Source organism: Candidatus Accumulibacter contiguus (assembly GCF_012940005.1).
Taxonomy (GTDB): domain Bacteria; phylum Pseudomonadota; class Gammaproteobacteria; order Burkholderiales; family Rhodocyclaceae; genus Accumulibacter; species Accumulibacter contiguus.
The window spans coordinates 48,255-67,297 of the sequence record NZ_SPMX01000066.1 but is presented as its reverse complement, the minus strand read 5'-3'; the positions used below and the strand labels follow the sequence as shown (position 1 = coordinate 67,297).

Annotated in this window: 11 protein-coding genes and 1 pseudogene; 6 read left to right on the top strand and 6 right to left on the bottom strand. The window is 63.0% G+C overall.

The features are described from left to right. Window positions 1-194: pseudogene (locus E4Q08_RS19175) on the top strand (IS1634 family transposase); the annotation flags it as partial. Between the two features lie 282 nt (window positions 195-476). Beyond that, window positions 477-1,481: a GIY-YIG nuclease family protein gene (locus E4Q08_RS19170; RefSeq protein ID WP_248595015.1), complete on the top strand. Its 1,005-nt coding sequence runs from the start codon at window positions 477-479 to the stop codon at window positions 1,479-1,481. Window positions 1,482-2,410: 929 nt separating this feature from the next. On the opposite strand, the gene E4Q08_RS19165 is transcribed toward E4Q08_RS19170, so the two are convergent. The 4 genes from E4Q08_RS19165 to E4Q08_RS19150 form a co-directional block, all read right to left on the bottom strand. Next, window positions 2,411-4,465: a nitric oxide reductase activation protein NorD gene (locus E4Q08_RS19165; protein ID WP_169071536.1), complete on the bottom strand. Its 2,055-nt coding sequence runs from the start codon at window positions 4,463-4,465 to the stop codon at window positions 2,411-2,413. Window positions 4,466-4,481: 16 nt separating this feature from the next. Continuing rightward, window positions 4,482-5,309, bottom strand: a complete 828-nt coding sequence (locus E4Q08_RS19160; protein WP_169071541.1) for a CbbQ/NirQ/NorQ/GpvN family protein — start codon at window positions 5,307-5,309, stop codon at window positions 4,482-4,484. A gap of 11 nt (window positions 5,310-5,320) precedes the next feature. Next, window positions 5,321-6,700, bottom strand: coding sequence for a cbb3-type cytochrome c oxidase subunit I (locus tag E4Q08_RS19155; protein ID WP_169071535.1), 1,380 nt, complete (start codon window positions 6,698-6,700; stop codon window positions 5,321-5,323). Between the two features lie 70 nt (window positions 6,701-6,770). Beyond that, window positions 6,771-7,631, bottom strand: coding sequence for a c-type cytochrome (locus E4Q08_RS19150; protein WP_169071534.1), 861 nt, complete (start codon window positions 7,629-7,631; stop codon window positions 6,771-6,773). 571 nt (window positions 7,632-8,202) lie between these two features. On the opposite strand from E4Q08_RS19150, the gene E4Q08_RS19145 reads away from it, so the two are divergent. The 4 genes from E4Q08_RS19145 (at window position 8,203) to E4Q08_RS19130 (ending at window position 15,087) form a co-directional block, all read left to right on the top strand. Then, window positions 8,203-9,465, top strand: a complete 1,263-nt coding sequence (locus E4Q08_RS19145; protein ID WP_169071533.1) for a ChaN family lipoprotein — start codon at window positions 8,203-8,205, stop codon at window positions 9,463-9,465. Beyond that, window positions 9,432-11,507 carry a M1 family metallopeptidase gene (locus E4Q08_RS19140; RefSeq protein ID WP_308240179.1) on the top strand — a complete coding sequence of 692 codons (2,076 nt, stop codon included), beginning with the start codon at window positions 9,432-9,434 and terminating at the stop codon, window positions 11,505-11,507. The genes E4Q08_RS19145 and E4Q08_RS19140 overlap by 34 nt, the downstream gene beginning before the upstream one ends. Window positions 11,508-11,851: 344 nt before the next feature. Further along, window positions 11,852-12,106 carry a hypothetical protein gene (locus E4Q08_RS24120; protein ID WP_211203491.1) on the top strand — a complete coding sequence of 85 codons (255 nt, stop codon included), beginning with the start codon at window positions 11,852-11,854 and terminating at the stop codon, window positions 12,104-12,106. A gap of 242 nt (window positions 12,107-12,348) precedes the next feature. Beyond that, window positions 12,349-15,087, top strand: a complete 2,739-nt coding sequence (locus tag E4Q08_RS19130) for a patatin-like phospholipase domain-containing protein (protein WP_169071532.1) — start codon at window positions 12,349-12,351, stop codon at window positions 15,085-15,087. Between the two features lie 311 nt (window positions 15,088-15,398). Here E4Q08_RS19130 and E4Q08_RS19125 read toward each other — a convergent pair whose 3' ends face one another. Further along, on the bottom strand, window positions 15,399-15,719 hold the full coding sequence (locus E4Q08_RS19125) for a hypothetical protein (RefSeq protein WP_169071531.1): 321 nt from the start codon (window positions 15,717-15,719) through the stop codon (window positions 15,399-15,401). Between the two features lie 205 nt (window positions 15,720-15,924). Continuing rightward, window positions 15,925-18,903, bottom strand: coding sequence for an SUMF1/EgtB/PvdO family nonheme iron enzyme (locus E4Q08_RS19120; RefSeq protein WP_169071530.1), 2,979 nt, complete (start codon window positions 18,901-18,903; stop codon window positions 15,925-15,927). Window positions 18,904-19,043: the final 140 nt, after the last annotated feature.

Genomic DNA, 19,043 nt, shown 5'->3' with positions numbered 1-19,043 from the left:
GAGACGACCCCGCCGCCATCACCCCGGACGACGCCCTGGTGGCCCTCGGACGATTGACCTATCTCTACACCACCGACCGCAACGGTCAGCGTCACACGCATCTGCCACGCCCGGACGATCAACAGGCCAAAATCCTCAGCGCCATCGGTCTGTCCTTCCCGCTCAAGGCCAAAGCCGACAAGCTCGCCGCGTAGGCAGGCGCCGCTTTTGCGGCATCGGCTATTTTTTTAACAAAAACCGATAGTTACAGCATAACTGCGCTTGCTGGCTGGGGGAAGATCCGTCTGAGCAAAAATTCCAGTACCTGAGCGTCGCCACGCTTCAGCCTGTCCGCTTGGCGGAGGACTCCTGAGTAGTTACTCGTCAAGAGCGAATTCCAGCGTCTGGGGAAGTCCTTCCGGACCGACGTGTTGTGTACGGTGCGCCTGTCTCGCAAGCTCTTTCCTGAACATCAGCAACACAACTTGGACAGTCTCATGGTCCGTCATGATTTGACAACGGGCGACCGCTGCGGCGCCTTGGCCGAGGCTCACCTGCTTTGGCAGTTCTGGTGCCTGTTGAAACGGGATCACGGCGAAGAGGCTCTAGCCGAGGCCATCCGGCAGCAGCTCAAGCGCCCCAGCCTGCCGCCCCAGCTAGATTCTGTCGTGCTCGACGATCTGCCCGAATCCCCCGGGGTGTACCTGTTCTACGGCGACAACGACGCGCTTCTGTACGTTGGGAAAAGCGTCAACCTGCGTCAGCGCGTACGGGCTCACTTCGCGTCCGACCTGCGTGAGTACAAGGAGATGCGCCTCAGTCAGGAGGTGCGTCGCCTTCACTGGCATGAGACGGTCGGTGAACTCGGCGCACTGCTGCTGGAATCGCGACTGGTGAAGGAATGCCAGCCGATTCACAATCGTCGGTTGCGCCGCTCTTCGGATCTGTGCACCTGGCACTTGGTGCAAGTGGCCCCAGGCGATTACCGGCCGAGACTGGTTGGCGGCCAGGCTGCCGGCTGCCTGCGCTCGGAAGACCTTTTCGGCCTCTTTACCAACCGGCGGGAAGCCACCGACACCCTGCGCAAGGAGGCTGCCGCACACGAACTGTGCCCGATTATCCTCGGGCTGGAAAAGCCCGCCCGGCCCGGACGCCCCTGCTTCGCCCACCAGGTCAAGCAATGCCGGGGCGCCTGCGTGGGTAAGGAAGCCGTCGACGTGCACAGTGCTCGCATGATAGCGGCGCTGATGAAGCTGAAGCTCACCGCATGGCCGTACCCCGGAGCGATCGGCATCGTCGAGCGGGATGAGTTGCGGGAAGAGGAGGAAGTCCACGTCGTGAACGGCTGGCGGCACCTGGGCAGCGCGCGCAGCGAGGCCGAGATCCAGGGAATCCTGCTGGGTGAGTCGGGTCAGGGGCGGTTCGACCGGGATACCTACAACCTGCTCACCGCGCATCTGGCAAAGGGGCGAGTGCGCGTGCGGTTGTTGTCCGAGCGGTAACGACTCGCTATCGACGAAAGATCGATGGTGCCGTTGGATTTCCTGTCCTTTTCCCGCATCCCGAAAGCGGAGAAAAAATGACCTTCGCTCTCGTCTAGAGTGCCATCCGGGTTTCCTTCGAGATCAGGAAATCTGGAGTTACGGTGGCCAAGGATGCTATGCAAGCTGTCGAGTCCAGGCTCGAACGAAACGCCGGGTCGGCCGGAGGAATTTCACCTCCAGCCGCCCACAGAACCGTACGTAAACCTCTCGGTTTATACGGCTCGTCCCAGCCATTCCCTTGCCTCCTCGCGACGGCAAAGCGACTGCGAAAGTTGATGCTCCTCCTGGTTTCCCAGTTGGCAATGACTCTCGCAAAGCTCGTCCATCCCCTTCGCTCCACTTCCATTACAGAAGCTTCCACACTACTACGGGATGGTCCGCCCCCTGCATGTGCATCGATACTTTCCCCCTTCGTGGATCTCACTTATAAGGTTTTCTCTTCGCATCACATGCAGGTTTCCCAAGTTCCGTATTCGCGCCAAGACTAGAGTCGCGCCATCTGAACACCGGATACCGCGTGGCCAGTACACAGTTCTCCGCCACCCTTGTCCCGGGAAGGAGCGGCGTCCCCGGTTTCGATATCGCCTAACTTGTTTTCGATGCGTCATCGATGGTTCGCTTGCGCTCGCCTCTCTAATCCATACCTGCCGAAGTTCTTCTCCGGCTTTTGACCGTAACGTTCACCACCGCACCCTTTCGAATGAAGCAGCTTACGGCGGTTTGAAGCCTGTCACTGCTGCAGACCGACTTCGAAGGGCCTTCCTTCATCACGAATACAGCATCGACTCATCAACTACCTGAGTTCGTTCTTGGCACAACCGCTCCTACCCAAGTGGGACATCCTGATCCGACCGGCCTGCCCGGTATGAATATTCGTAGAAATCACCTTACGCCTGGATCAGCCGCTTCATCCACTCGAGTAGGACGATCGGCAGCAATTCAGGTTTCGTCAGGAGTGCGTATTGATGCACTCCGAAAACGGCAGCCAGGTAGGTGGCGGCGTTTCGATCCACGGTCAGGCAAAAAGGAAACACGCCCTGCAAGCGCGCTTCGGTTACTGCCTGCCGCGTGTCCTCGACGCCGTATCGGCCTTCGTACTGGTCCAAATCGTTCGGTTTGCCGTCGGATAGCAGCAGCAGCAGTCGGTGCGCAGCGGTTTCGCGCAGCAGTGTCGTGCTGGCGTGACGGATGGCGGCGCCTGCTCGCGTGTATTGTTCTGGTTCGAGCGCGGCGATGCGCCGGGCGACCTCGTTGTTGTACGGCTCGTCGAAGCGCTTGAGGGTCCGCAAGGTCACCGCATGCGGCCCTTGCCCGGAAAAAACCTGTACCGAATACCGTTCTCCCATTCCATCCAGGGCAACACAGACCATCAGCAATGCCTCTCGCTCGACGTCGATCACTCGCCGCTGGCCTGAAATCCAGCCATCGGTCGAGCCGCTGACGTCGACGAGCACCATGATGGCCAGGTCTCGCCTGGTGCGCCGATGCGTCAGATAGAGCGCTTGCGCCATCGGCAAACCGGCGCGGAAGTCGGCATGGCTGTCGATGTAGGCGTCGAGGTCGATTTCGTCGCCGTCGAGTTGCTTGCTGCGCCGCGTTCGCTGCGCACGCAGCATCTCGAAGCGCCGGCGGATCGCATCGAGCATCGAGCGGTGCTCGGCCAGTGTGCGGTCTACCCATTGTTGCGGGCCCGCTTGCGGAGGCAACAGGCGGATCGTGGCGCCAGGGTCACGATAGGCGCTGATGCGGTAATCCCATTCGGGGTAGCTGAAGCTGATGCTGGACGGATTCGCGACAGACGACTCGGCGGTTCGCTTGGCGCGCGCATCGGGAGGATCGTCCGACAGCAGGACTTCCTTGGCTCGGCCAGTTGTTGAAACCAGACGAGCCTCAGCCAGATCGGACAGCGAATCGGCAAATTCCTCGGCCGCCGTTTGGTCGTCGCGGTCCGTCGGGCGCTGCATGCCGAAGGGATCTTCGGCATGCTCGTGCGGCTGCGCCGACTGGATCATCCAGACCCCTTGCCGCACGTCATCCTCCTCCTCGTCTTCTTGGTCGCTCGATTGACGTACCTCGGGACGATGCGGCAAACGTGTGCTGCGGGGTTCTGCTGAGGTTTCGTGGCCGGAAACGCCGTCGTGGTTGGCGGCCCAGGTGGTCGGCAATGGGTTCGGCGCACGCAGTTCGCCCGTCCACCAGTCCTTGAACAGCGGATTGGCGCCAAGCAGCCGGGTCATCCCGGTCTCGGGAACGATCGCTGCCGCCAGCCGATGAGCGGCGCGCGCCGACTCTTGCGACGACGCCGGTAGTGGCTCGTCGCCGTTCGCTATCCCGCAGCCGCGCTGCAGCAGCGATCGGACATACTTCTCGAGAGGTTGCCGCTGCGCGGAGAAGCTGGCCAAGGCCGGCCGGGCCGCCAAGGCTGCCCGTCGCAGCGCATTCAGCGAGCCGATGATTCCCGGCAACTCCCGCGCCAGCGCTTCATCGGCTGCCTGTGCTTCGATCAGGAGATAAACATCGCGGATCAAAGGTGTTGCCTGGGCACTGATGAGGGCGGCGCTGCCGCGACTGGCGCGCATCGCCTGCTGTAGGGCGACGGTACGCAAACGTTCTGTGGCCAGCGCCGCATCGCTGATGCCGGCATCGGCTGGCAACCAGATGGACCACCCGTCCGTTGCCGGTATGGCGTATTGCACGCGGGGATCCTCGCGGCGCCGGAAAACCTGCGCCAGAAATGTCGCCGGCGCGGGCGCCTGTGCGCTGCGAAGTTGATAGCTGGTCCCGAACACGGCCACAATCAACAAGTCGATGCGTTGGGCGACGTCGGTCAAAGCGAGCATCGGTGTCGGCGCAGACCTGGCGCGATGTCGGCGCCAGAGTGCCTGTGCATAGACCGTCGCGTGGCGCGCGAGATCGGTGATAATCTCTTCGGCTTCAGCCACGCAGGCGGTGTCCGGGTCAGACGAAGGTCGCGTCGACCAGGTCGCGCATCGCGCCGACCAGCGACTCGTCGTCCGACAAGGGCGAGATCACGGCGCTGTAGCAAGCCTGCCGCACGGAAATGCCGCTGCTGATCAGCCGGGCGGCGGCAATCAGGAGACGCGTGCTCGGCACTTCTGCCAATCCCCGGTCGCGCAATCCGCGCAGTCGGTGGCCCAAGGAAACCAGCGCACGCGCTGTCGCACGGTCGGCGCCGCCTTCGCGCTCGATGATCGCCGCCTCACGGTCACCTGCCGGGAACTCGAAGTCGAGCGCTACGAATCGTTGTCGTGTACTGGGTTTCAGATCCTTCAGCAGGTGCTGATAACCGGGGTTGTAAGAGACGACCAACTGAAAGCCCGCGGCCGCCTCGATCGTCTCGCCTGTCTTGTCGATGGGCAGCATGCGCCGGTAGTCGGTCAAGGGATGCAGCACAACCACCGTGTCCTGGCGCGCCTCGACGACCTCATCCAGATAACAGATGGCACCCTCGCGGACCGCACGCGTCAGCGGGCCATCCTGCCAGATCGTACCGTCGTGGCGAATCAGGAAGCGCCCGATGAGGTCGCTCGCGGTCAGGTCGTCGTGGCACGAAATGGTTACCAGAGGGCATTGCAGGCGCCATGCCATGTGTTCGAGGAAACGGGTCTTGCCGCAACCGGTCGGCCCTTTGAGCATGACCGCCAGACGGCGCGCATGACATTGCTCGAACAGTGCCACTTCATCGCCCGACGGCAGGTAATAGGGCTCCGCGCGCGTCACCGATGGCTGGCCGTGCTGGTCGATGGCGCGCAAATCGCCTCGCATTGCGGACGTAATCACGAGATGGGTGCTGGGCGCACGGTATCCGGCCGCAGCGTCGGCTGCTTCTCGTTACCCACATCGAAGCGAGGCGCATAACGGAAGAAGTCGAAGATGAACAAGCCCACGCCGACCGAGAAGAGCGACGCAGTTGCCAGCAACATCAGGAAATGCACCTGGATCTTCAGTTGTACGTCGAGATACCCCATGCCGAGGATGCGCTCCAGATAGACCTGCGCGATGCCGGCGGTGGCGAAGGAGAGGGTCATTCCGAACATGCCGCCCAGTTGCATCCAGAACGCCCAGTAACCGATGCTGCTGCCACGTTCCGAGCGTCCTGGTGTCATGGTCGGCAAGGCGAAGGTGATCATCGCCAGGACGATCATTGCATAGGCGCCGTAGAACGCTGCGTGCCCATGCATCGCCGTGATCAGCGTGCCGTGCGTCCACTTGTTGACGTCCGGAAAGGTGTGTGCCAGTCCGAGCAAGCCGGCACCGAACAAGGTGAACACGGTGCTGCCGATCGTCCAGTGGAGCGCCAGGGTATTCGGGTGCGCCAGGCCGGAGCGACGCATCGCCGAGTAGGCGTAGATCGCCATGCCGATCAGCGCCAGAGGTTCGAGCGCGCTGAAAATGCCGCCGATCGGCAGCCAATAGGCCGGCACACCCACCCAGTAATAATGGTGAGCGGTCCCGAGGATGCCGGCAATGAGAACCAGTCCGACGATCACATACAGCCATTTCTCCATCACTTCACGGTCGGCGCCGGAGAGCCGAATCAGCAGATAGGCGAGAAACCCGCCCTGAATCATTTCCCATACGCCTTCGACCCACAGGTGGATCGTCCACCAGCGGTAGAAGATGGAGACGGTGTAGTTTTCGTATTCGAGCAAGGCCGGCAGGTACAGCAGCGCGGCCAGGCCTAGGCCGAGGACCAGCACGCCTTCGGTAGTCGTGAATCGCCGCGACTTCCAGATCGTCATGCCCACGTTGTACAGGAAGAGCAGCATGCAGATGACGATCACGATCTTGTGCGGCAAGGGCTGCTCAAGCAGCTTGTTGCCGGTGCCATAGCGGAACAGGTAGCCGACAACGGCGCTTACGCCCATCAGCGTCCACAGGATGAGCTGGATATAGGCAATCTTGACGCTATGCAACTCGGTGCGCGACTCGTCCGGTACCATCCAGTACGTTGCGCCCATGAAGCCCGTCAGCACCCAGACGATCAGCAGATTGGTATGGACGACCTTCGTCACGTCGAACGGAAGGATGTACAGCAGTGAGTCGGGGCCGAGGTATTTCGCCGCCGAGAGCAGCCCGAAGACCAGTTGCAGGCCAAACAGCACCATCGCGACGGCAAAATACCCATAGGCAACCGACTGAGATCTGTAACGCATTGCGCTATCCTTTCGAGAATTCGTGTGGTCGGGGCGACGTCTTTTCGGACAGGCAGGAATCAGTCTTCAACTACTTGAAGCTTGCCAGATACGCCGACAAGTGGGCTACCTGGTCGGGTGTCAGATCCTTGCCGAAGGTGGCCGGCATGAACGACACGCCATTCGCCGAGTACATCGCACCGGGAACCAGGTGCGCGCTGGGGCTCGTGATCGACTCGCTGAGGTAGCCCTCAACATCCTTGGCCTTGCCCTTGTACTCCGGCGAGCTGACGATCTGCTGGGCTCGCGTCGCGACGCCGGCGAGCGAAGGACCCGCCATGTTTGCCCCTGGTACGAGGGAGTGGCAGGCAGTGCACGCTGGCGAAACGGTCCGGAAGACGATCTCTCCCAAGGCCATAGGGTCCTTGTCTGAGGGCAGCGATTCCGGGCCGGGAGGCGGCGCCGATCTGCTGACAGCAGCCGCCTGGTCGGCGGAACGTGTGCCCGTAATGGCCACGCCGGCGCCAGTTACCAGGATCGGGCGCGGCGGCCAACCCTGGTTGTCGACCTTGCTCACCCAGTCGAGGAAGGCAACCAGGTCGGCAATCTCGGCGTCGGTCATGTCTTGTTTCGGCATCAGCCGGCGGTGGCGCTGTTCGTCGTAGAACTTGGATGGGTCGCGCAGGTAGGCCTGCAGGTAGGGGGCGCCTCGTTGCTGCGCGATCTTGGTCAGGTCCGGCGCGTAGTAGGCGCCCTCGCCAAACAGGGTGTGGCAGTTGATACAGTTGTTCTTGTGCCAGACGTTCTTGCCGTGTGTGACGGCAGGCGTGATATTCTGCGCATTCGTCAGGGCGGGAAACTGCCGGTGGCTGTCGATGGTCAGCGCCAGGAAAGCTACGGCCGCGACCACAGTCGAGCCGATCGCAAATAGTCTTGCTTGCCGTTTGTTCAATGGTCGTCCTTCTCGCGTTGGATTGCGTCAGACGCTGATGCCGGTCCAATACTTGATGCTGATGTAGCTCGCATAAACGATGCTGACGGCCAGCAACACCAGCACGACGTAGCTGAACGTTTTGAGTGCTGCATGCACGATCGTCCCCTGGAAGTGAACGGGATTTGCCTGCGTTGGCGAAGGGACTGCCCCGCCAGAAACAGAAACGCATGTTGGCCAACCCGCGCCGCGCCGTCTGTTCGGCAGCGCACAGACGGGCCTGGGCGTGCAATGGAGTCGAGCCTGGGCGAGATGACTCGCGCGCCGGGCGCTGAGGCCGCATGGCCACCATGCGCGTGCTGCTGGACACGCATCTCCGGCTGTCGGGCAGTGCCTAACCAGCGAGCGAGCCGGGAAAGATCATCGCCTTTGATGCCGACTCGTGCCAAGGTCGCAGCGTCTGTCCCGCTTGTAACACCCGGGGTATCTGGGAAAGAGGCGAGTGCGCGTGCGGTTGTTGTCCGAGTGGTAACGACTCGCTAACGACGCGAGATTCCTGTTTAATGTTCCTTTCTTCCTTGAGGTGCCCGGCATGAATTTTCCCCGTAGGCCATGGCTGTTCTTGTGCCCGCTGCTTGCCGCCGTCGCTGTACTGGTCGCTTCGGCAGCCTCGCTCGATTCGTCGGCACCGCCCGCCACCTGTGCCGCCCCAGGTGGCTGGTGGCAGATGTCCGGAACGATCCCTCAGAGCGTTTCCGGCACAGAGGTGCTGGCGCGGGCCGCAGCGGCCGAAATTGTTCTGCTTGGCGAGCAGCACGACGACGAGGATCACCATCGCTGGCAGGCGCAGGTGCTGGCTGGGCTGCATGCGCTGCGCCCGGATATGGTGATCGGCTTCGAGATGTTTCCGCGCCAGGCACAGCCGGCGCTGGAGCACTGGGTGGCAGGCCAGTTGACCGTGCCGGCTTTCCTGGCGCAGACGGCGTGGACAGAGCGCTGGAGTCTTCCGATCGAGTTCTATCTGCCCCTCTTCGAATTCGCGCGCATCAACCGCATCCCGATGATCGCGCTCAATGTCGATGCCAAACTGACCCGGGCCATCGGTGACAAGGGCTGGGATGCCATCCCGGAACGTGAGCGTGAGGGCGTCGGCCGCGCGGCGCCGGCTAGTGAGGCCTACCGCGATTTCCTGTTCGGCGTCTATGGCGAGCATGCTCACGGTGGGGACGCGCGCAGCAGCCGTGCTTTCCAGTACTTCGTCGAGGCACAGCAGAACTGGGACCGCGCCATGGCCGAGGCGCTGCTGGCGCGACGGATCTCCGGGCCGCAGGGGCAGCCGCCGCCGCTGATCGTCGGCATCATGGGCAGCGGGCATCTGCGCTATGGTCTCGGCGTGCCGCACCAGTTGCGCGATCTCGGCGTCGGTCGCGTTGTCACGCTCCTGCCGCTGTCGGCCAACGAGGATTGTCGCGAGATTCGCCCGAACCTTGCCAATGCGGTCTTCACCTTACCGAAAAAGCCCGCGCCGCCGGTACCGCCGCCGCGCCTTGGCGTTCAGCTCGAAGACGCCGACACCGGGCAGGGCGGCGTGCGCGTACTTGCCGTCACCGCGGGCAGTCTTGCCGACAGAAGCGGGCTCGTCGCTGGCGACAGCCTGCTCGAAGTCGCCGGTCGGCCCGCCAGCAAAGCCGCTGCGGTGACCGCAGTGGTGCGCGCAGCGCCGCCGGGCACCTGGCTACCCCTGCGCATCAGGCGTGGCGAGGCGATGCTAGATGTCGTCATCCGCTTCCCGCCGCCACTCCCCTGCTCCTGGCCGCAGGCGTGGGAGCCGCACCGGCGCTGGACCTCACCGTGACGCTCGATCCCGACCAGCGGCGCCTCGAGGTGATTGCCAAACTGCCGGTTTCCGGGCGGAGCTTCGAATTCGAACTGCACGAATCCCTGACTGTGAGCGAGGCCGTGGTGGCCGACTGTCGCATTCGGCCGGCAGACGCTGCCACCCCTCGTGACGGCACCCGCCTGTGGCGCCTCGCCCTGCCGGCAGGCGCCAAGCAACTGCGGATCACCTACGCCGGTACGCTGCCGGCGACCGAAGTGCACCGTGACTATCGCCAGGTGTTGAGCGGATTGCCGCCGATGGCGGCGGCGGAGGGATCGTTTCTTCCCGCTGGCAGCGGCTGGTATCCGCAGCCGCAGGCCGCGCTGTTTGCTTATCGGGTTCGCCTATCGGTGCCTGGCGAGCAGCGCGCGCTGGTTGCCGGCCGCCTGTTCGAGGAGCGCCTGCCGGTTCGCGCCGGCGAGCGCTACCAGGCCGAATTTGAGTTTTCCCAGGCAACCGGCGGCATCGATTTGATGGCCGGGCCATGGCGTATTCGCGAGCGCCTGGTGGCTCGCGGACGCGCACCGGCGCTGCGTTTGCGCACCTATTTTCCGGCCGATCTCGACTCCGAGCCGGGGCTGGCTGCGGGCTACCTCACCGATAGCGAGCGCTACATCGCGCGCTACAGTAGCCTCATCGGCGCCTATCCCTATGACGCGTTCTCGATCGTCGCCAGCCCGCTGCCGACGGGCTTCGGCATGCCGACGCTGACCTATCTCGGGGTCGACGTCCTGCGCCTGCCATTCATCCGCGCCAGTTCCCTCGGGCATGAAATCCTGCACAATTGGTGGGGTAACGGGGTTTATGTCGAGGCGCAGAGCGGCAACTGGAGCGAGGGGCTGACCACCTTCCTGGCGGATTACGCCTACAGCGAGGAGCGTTCGGCGGCGGCCGCGCGCGACATGCGTCTGGGCTGGCTGCGCGACGCCGCGGCGCTGCCGGCGACCGGCCAGCCAGCGCTAGGCGACTTTCGTTCGCGTCAGCATGGCGCCGAGGCGGCCATCGGCTACGGCAAGGCGGCAATGCTTTTCCTGATGCTGCGCGACCGCATCGGCGAGGCGGCCTTCCGGCAGGGGCTACGCGATTTCTGGCAGGCGCAGCGCTTCCAACAGGCCAGTTGGGACGATCTCTGCCGCGCCTTCGAGCGTTCCTCGGGCGCCGAACTGCGCGCTTTCTTCGCGCAATGGCTGAGTTCGCGGCAGTTGCCCGAGGTAGCGGTGGTTAGTGCCGTGGTCAGCGGACACGCCGCCGGCTATCGCCTGCACCTGACGCTGCGTCAGGAACAGCCGCCGCTCGCCCTGCGCTTGCCAGTTGAAATCGCCACCGGCGAGCGACGCGTCGTGCGCTGGGTCGCGTTTGACAAGGTGCGCGCGGTCGCCGAGATCGATCTCGACTTTCGTCCGGAGCAGCTTCGCCTTGACCCCGAAGCGCGTCTCTGGCGCCGCCTCGAGGTCAGTGAACGACCGCCCATCCTGCGCCGCTGGATCGGCGCGCTGAAGCCGCGCTCGATCGTTCTCGGTGGCGATGTCGCGTTTCGCGACGCGGCCAGGGTCGTCGTCGGTCAGTTTTTCGAGCGACCGGCGACGCCGCTTGGCTTGTCGGAGATGAAAGCGGCACTCGCTGCCGACGAGTCGGTGATGCTCATCGGCACACCGTCCGAGGTCGATGCCGCGCTGCTGGCCAGCGGCCTGCCAAAGCCGTCGGATGCCTTGGAAAAAAACGGTGAGCGGGGCTCGGCGCGGGTGTGGACGGTCGAGCGCGTGCCGCTGCTCGCGGTGGTCGCCACCGATGCCGCCGCGCTGCGTGCGCTGGCACGGCCGCTGCCGCACTACGGCGGGCAAAGCTGGCTGCTGTTCGATGGCGGGCGAGTCATTGCGCGCGGGCTGTGGCCGACACAGGCCCCGGTCATCAAGGTGCGAAGCGACAGACACGATCAAGGCCGCTCCAACATTCCCGAGTCGTTGTCACCCAGATCTGCCGTACCGACTTCGCACCCGTCACGCGCAGCATCCGGGTGACAGTCCAGACACGATGTTTTCACTCAGCGCCCCGAAAGCAAGGAGGCTTGATCAACCGGCTTGCGGGCGGATCGTTCATGGCTGCGGGTATTGCCCTGAGCACGGTGAACAATCGCTGAGCCCGTGTCGGTGCGCGTGAGACAGCTGAGCAGCAGAAGTACTGGCGTGGCGCTTCCCGGAGTTGACGGTGATTGTGGGTACTCGATGCTCGATCGCAGGACCTGCCCCCCGCCAGCCTGAGCGACCGGCAACTCCGTGCGCATTGCGATCGTGGCGAAGATGCATTCCGCTCACAGCGGTGTGATGGTAAAGCCAAGGTTCAACAGTGTTCAACGAGGCAAACCATGGCCGGTGACGATTGGGCGGCGCATCTCGACCGCCTCGGCATCTGCGATGAGCGCCACCGCCACATCGCCACCGAGGCCGCCTTGTTGGGCGGCCACGTGGCCAAAGGCATCCATCCGATGCTGGCCATCGCCAGTCTGAAGAAAACCTGCCGAATGCTCGGTGTCTCCTTCTGGGCCTATCTCACTGACCGCCTCACCAACGCCGGCAAAGTGCCGTCCCTCGCCGACCGCATGCGCCAACGCGCCGCATGAGCCGGACCACCAGTTTTTGAGAAGCTACACTTGGGCTAGGGAGGTCCGTCTGGGTCGCTGGCCAGGCTTGACGGCGGACCCAAGGCGCTTACAATGCCCACAAGGGCTTTTTCGCTCGCCGCGTCAGCCCGCCGAGGTTCATCTGCTGTAATAGGCAAGCGATCAGACTGGGTAGTTTCTGGGCAGCGGATAAACGCTATCCTTGGGATCTCCGTTCGTTTGGCTATCCATAGGAGGCCGACATGTCTTACCACTTGTCCCCAGATTCACCAGGCGAGCAGGGAACCGCTCCGCCGTACGAAGCTGAAATCCAGCGTGCAAAAGGGCGCCGTGAGGGCTTCAAGGTCGTCCGGCCGGAAGGACACGACGACGAGCAATGGGCGCTTGCCTTCTCCGGTGGAGGGATCCGCAGCGCCACGTTTTGCCTAGGCGTCCTGCAAGGCCTCGCCAGGGCGCCCCGTCCGCAGGGTTCATCGATCGAGAAGTCGGGCCAGTCCGGCAGTAGCCGTGAGAGTCTGCTTCCCCAGTTCGACTACCTCTCGACCGTCAGTGGGGGTGGCTATATAGGCAGTTTTTTCGGCAGCCTATTTGCGAGAGGGCGTTTAAACAAGGAAGATGATCCTCCCAAGCAAGGTGATGCTCCGGACCCAGCCTTGGATGCAAAAACTGCACAACAAGCGTACGAGGTCTTCGCACACGAACCTCCCGGACGACTCACCAGCCGGGTTCACTTCACCCCTGAACGTCCAGGTGCGGCGCCGCTCGCCTGGTTGCGAGAAAATGGGCGGTACATGGCCCCAACCGGTTCCGGCGACATGGTGTATGCAGCATCGCTGGCGGTGCGAAACTGGTTTTCTGTGCAATACGTCTTGGGCATTGTGTTCCTGACGGCGTTCGCGTTGATCGCATTGGGTCGCGCCGGCCTTGTTGCGATTTCGTGTACCGGATGCTGGCTAGAGACCTACCGTACATACGAGTTGTCCCTGTTGAAGGGCGTGACCGATTGCGGCGGCTGGGTTTGGTGGAGTCCCGTGTGGTGGGTTTCGTTGCCGGTTGCGTTATTGTGGGTGATCCCCTGCGGACTCGCCTTCTGGTTTACGCACCCACCCCGTGGTGGAACGGTTCAGACCCGGCCGAAGGTGTTTTCGAAAGCAGGGCTTTTCGGGTTGCTGCTTGGCTTCCTCCTTGTCGTTGTGGCTGCCGCCTGTTATTCGAAACTGGGGCCGAATTGGCGTGGGTTCGCAAGAGCCTTGGGGGCTCTCGGGGCCTTAAGCGTGGGTGCCTTCGTCTGGTACGCGACGACTGCACGTACCGCCGTTTCCATTGGAGTGCAGCGTGTCACCCTGACACGCATGCTTACCACCGGGTGTATCTGGTTGGCCGGCGTGACCTTGGTGGCTTTGGTGGATACGACAGCCCAGTCGATTTATGTTCTGGACCATCGGATCGCCGCATGGCTGACATCAACGGCCGCAACCGGCGGATTGGCCTGGGTACTCCGGCAGATGGCGACCTCGCTGCCTGACGCGGCGAAGGGAGGTTGGCTGAGCAAAATCCCGGCCAGTGCCGCCGCGACGATTGGCGGAGTCGCCTTGCTGTTCCTGACGGCCATGTTTTGGTCGCTCTTGGTGCTGTGGATTCGTTGGCGGGGCGAGTCGCCAGTCGACCTTCTCGAATCGACAATTCAGACTGACCACGTCGACGCAGTCATTGCACTTGCCGTGACATTTGGCATTGCCCTGATCCTCTCCCTCGTCGGCGGCCGGTTTCCCGGATTTCTCAATCTGTCGACCCTGCAAACGCTTTATAGCGCACGCCTTACCCGCGCCTACCTGGGTGCCAGCAATGGCGACCGTTTTGGGAAAGGCAGCGACAAGCTTCGCAGTGTCGCCGAACCGGCCCCCGGGGACCAGATGACCATGGATCGGTACTATGATAATTCGTTGATGCCGATTCATATTATCAATGTGTGCCTGAACCAGACCAGCGACCCGGGTGAGCAACTCGTTCAGAGGGATCGCAAGGGAAAGCCGCTAGCCGTCCTGCCATCGGGCTTCGTTGTCGATGGCAAGCTCGTCCCAGGTCCAGGCAAGATCAGCAGCGGCGAACTGGATGCTGAACTGACGCTTGGTGAGTGGGTAGGGGTCTCTGGCGCAGCTTTCTCCACCGCTCTGGGACGAGGCACTACACTCGGCTTGTCGCTCCTCATGGGATTGACGAATATCCGGCTGGGCCGCTGGTGGGCGTCTGGAATCACCAGCTCAGGAAAGGGCTCCGGAGCTGGCAAACAAGTTACAGGGATGGGCTCCGGATTTGGTAAAGGCATCCGCACCCTGTTCAAGACCCAGACGTACCTGTTCTATGAATTGTTTGCGACCTTTCATGGGACCCGCCGGCCTCTACTGTATCTCTCCGACGGCGGCCATTTCGAAAACACTGCCATCTACGAGCTGCTACGGCCCGAGCGGAAAGTTCGCTTGATCGTCGTTTGCGACTGCGGGTGCGATCCCGGGTATCAGTTTGACGACATCGCCAATCTGGTGCGCCTGGCGCGCATCGATTTTCGTATTGAGGTCGAGGTCGACCGCGAAATAGCGGAAGACAAGATTCTCGGACCTGTATTCGGTATACCTGAGGACTTTGAGCCTGTTGGCGATAAAGGTGGGCCTGAGAGCGCCAAATGCGCATTGCTGTTGAAGGTGTTCCATGCGGGGGCCAATCCTGTTGCCAGGAACGCTCCGGATGCTCACGTTGTTGTTCTCAAGCCGCGGCTCGTCTCAGGGGTACCGGTCGATCTCGTGCAGTATCATTCCGCTCACCCAGACTTTCCCCAGGAGTCGACGACCGACCAGTTCTACGATGAAGCTCAGTGGGAGAGTTACCGTAAGCTGGGACTCGAGATCTCCACGCGCGTCTTTGGGGACAGCAATGGAAACGACACCTTCCGCAACGCACTTTGGAAGTACCTGGAGCGCGTATAGCCTGCCGTCGACATGCGTCATGTGATGTGAATGTCGCGGTGGGTCACGAATCAACGCTCTCAACCTATCAGAAGATAGCCATATTCTTCTCTTGTAAGCGTTTGATAAACGTGGATTTTACTTTAAATTTCTGGGGTATGACCGGTTTGGCTTGATCTGGACGAAGTTCTTGTGCAGAAATGGCGTCCTCGCTGCCACAAGGCGGCGACGAGCCAGTAGGCCTGCTAACCGCGGTCGAGCACCAGAAGGTCGTTGGGGCGGAGTTTGTCGAGGAGTTCGAAGAGCCTCTGGCGCTCGCCGATGTCGGGAGTCTAGCGCTTGGTGGCCAGAGTCCTCTCGATCCCGGGCAGATAGAGCGCGAAGCCCATGGCGTCGACCACAGGGCGGACGAATGGCTTGCCGAACCGGGTCAGGTGCAGGACTGTGACATCGTCGGCCAGCACCCGCAACCCGTGCCCGAGAGGAAAGCCGAATTGCGCATCGACCAAGGCGAGGAAATGCTCGTTGAGCAGCCCGAAGGGGATAGCCGACACCTGCTTCCGGGCTTGGGCAAAGGCCTGCGCGGAGACTTCTCGCAGCAGGTCGGCGCGGTTCGCCCGATTGGCGAAGAACGCGTCGAGTTCCGACTGCACTTTCGACGGATATCCGCCGAGCAGGCAGGCGATCAGACGGGGAAAACTGAGGAAGCCGGTTCGCGAGAAGGCTTTCTTCGAAAGACGCGACTCCAGGAAAAAAAACTTGCGAAAAAAGATACTTGGAACATCAGTTAACGACTTTGTCATGGCATATAAAATTTTACATCCGTATCAAGGGCGAAAACCCTCGCCGGTCGGGTTTTCAGGAGGTCTGCACGCTGGGAGAGAGACACACCAGGCGCAAACCCAGGTAGCCGCTGCGGTAGCCAGGGAGGAAGCCGAGGCGGTAGGTACAGCGCGCGAAGCCGCGACCGTAATACCAGGAGCCGCCGCGCAGCACGCGCCGGACCTCGGCTTGTTCGGGATCCTTGCGGTGTCCATTGGGTGAATAAGAGTAAGGCAAATAGGGACTGCTGGTCCATTCCCAGACATTGCCGCACATGTCGACCAGCCCGTCCGGCGTATCACCTCCCGGAAAGACACCAATCGGTGTCGTGCCGCGCACATGGCTCTCGAAAGTGTTGCAGCGCGTCGCGTCAAAGACTTCGCCCCACGCATAGCGCCTGTGCTCAGGCCCGCGCGCAGCGGCTTCCCATTCGTCTTCGCTCGGCAGTCGCCAGCTCTGCCCGGTTTGCGCCGACAGCCACGCGCAGTAAGCAAGGGCTTCGTAGCAGCAGATACCGACCACCGGCTGACTGGGGTCATTGTACGCCGGGTCATTCCAGTACGCAGGCTGTGTTTGCCGACCGGAGGGGTACCAGTCATCGAGCAAGGCGTCAAATTCGCTGTCGGACATCTGCCGTATCGTCTCCCATTCCTTCGCATGCTTCGAGCTGATCCGCTCCTCTCTGAGCAGTTGTTCGATACGCTTCGGATTGTCACGCAGCCACTGCCTGAATTCGCGCTGCTGCTGCTTCTCTGCTTCCGTCGCCCCCTCGCCGCGCCGCCAGCGCTGCGCCGCTTTGCTCGGCCACCAGCGCTCGTCCTCATAGCCGCCAGCGTCGATGAAACCGCTCCATTCGGCGTTGCTCACCGGGAACTGACCAATCGCGAAAGGACTGAGCTGCACCTGGTGCGCCGTCAACTCTTCAGCGCTGCCGATCGAGTAGCTTCCGCCGTCGACAGTTACCAGCGGCGGCAACAGGAACTCGCCGTGTGGACCGGAGTGCCATGCGAAGCGCGGGTCGCCGAGTCCGCCGAGGGCACGGGCGGCGGCGATGCGCGCACGCAGGTCGACGGCGGGATCGCGAGTGCGCACGACCAGCGCCTGCTGCAGCCGCCGCCGCAGTGTGTCCGAGACGACGACGTCGGGCTGTGCCGCACAGCGACCGGCGAGCGGCAGGTTCACCGCCATCAAGGCGGTGACGAAAGCCTCCGGCGCCGGTGTCATGGCGGCAGCCAGAACGAAGGTTTCCTCCCAGCCGGTCGTCGGCACTTCGGGCAGCGGATCGGAATCGGCGAGGCTGGCCAGCACCTCGGCCAGGGTCGGTGAAATCTCATCGGTGCGCCAGGCGCTGGCCACGAGTTTGGGCTGCGGTTTGCCGGCCAGCACCCGCGCGGCAAAATACTCTTGCAGCAGTTGATGGACGTAGAGCACATCGTCCCACTGTACTTCGAGAACCTGCAGCGCGACGCCGGCGTGCAGCAGGTCGTCGCCGGGCTGTGCGCGCAGCAATTCGAGTGCGTCGTCGTACGGCACGCGCACCCGCGACACTTCACCGGGCACACGCCGCGCCTGCAGCGCGAAGGCGAGCTGGCACAAGGCCGGCAGCAGCGGCCCGCGTACTGGCAGGTCGATGGCGTTGCGCCATTGGCAGCGGATGATGCGTTCGTGGTCGCGCCTGCCGAGCAGCGCGCCGGGACGGAAGAGCGGATTGCCGGATGCGATCTCGCGCTGCAGCGCCTGCCGGACGAAACCGCTGAACAGCGCCGCCCTGCCCGACAAGGCCGGCCCGCCTTCGCCGGCCTGGGCGAGCAGCAGCTTGAGGAAAAAGAGCGAGCGGAAGAGGTCGAGCTGCGGCGTACCGCGCAGTTGCCGCCAAAGTGCGGGTCCGTGCCTGGAATCGTGGAGGGTCAGGAATTTTTCGACCTGGTGGTCGCTGAGCCGCTCGATGCGCACGTGCGGCACCGACAGCTTGGGAGTCGATAGCGAGGCGCTGTAATCGAGGCTGCGGCACGAGAACAGCACGCGTGTGCCGGCCGGCAGCTCGGCGACAAAGTCGCGCCAGCAGTGGATGCGCTCGCGGTAGTCGGCCTCATCGCTATGCGGAAGCTCATTGACGGCGTCGAGCAGGAGGATGAAGCGCCCCGCGTGCAGCACTTCGTCGAAAGCCGGCAGCTTCGGGTAGCGCCGCGCCCATTCCTGCGCCAGCCATTCCATCGGCGTCGGCAGTGCTTCGCCCGGGCGCGCCGGGCGATAGCGGTTGAGCGGCACGAAAAAGCTCAAGCACCCTGGCTCGGCTTCGCCAGCGTGCAAGGCATCGACCGCGAGGTCGAGTTCGAGCCGGCGCAGTAAGGTGCTCTTGCCACAGCCCGGCGGTCCGAGCAGTACCAGCGCGGGCTCGCTGAGCTCGGTCAGTACCGCGCGCAGGTCGTTGAAACGCTTCTGCTGCGCCTGCCAGCGCGGACCGTGCGTGTCCGGCCCCTGATCGAGCAGCAGGGTCAGGCGCGTGAAGCGCTTGTCGAGTGCATGGCGTGGCTGCGACCACTCGGCGATGCGCGCGAGACGGTATTCTTCGAGCGTGCACGGCGGATGGCGGAGGATTTCCTGCAGCGTTTTCTCGGTGAGTTGCAGGGTTTCGTGACGCACCATGAGCGCTTCACGAAAAACGCGCAGCGGCTCGGGCAACTCATCCGTTGCCGGCGCAACCCGCTGGCTCTGGATCGTGCACTGGCGGTCGAGTTCGTCGATCAGGGTCTGGAAGTGTTCCTGGAGTTCGCTGCCCGCTGCACCGCGTACAGTTTCAAGCAGCAGCGACAGCGCATGCCGGCTGCCGACACAGCCGCGTTCGAGCAGGTGGCGAACGCAGCGAACCGTGAAGACGGACGTCGCACCGTTCTGCGGAATGCCATCGTAGATACCGCGATGCTCGCCGTGGAATGCGAGTGTCAGCCAGGCGTCACGGTGATCCTCGCCCATGAAATGTCGCAGGAGCTGCGTCGCACGCTGGAGGATGTCCATGGTTTGCTCTGGTGGCCGGGCGGGAAGTCTGGCGCCTGTCGGGGGGTGGGGTACAAGGGCGATGTTAGCCGAAAATCGTCGTTAACGGTCATGGCCGTTGCAGGCACCCCCGATCATGACAGCCATGACCATTCCCTCTG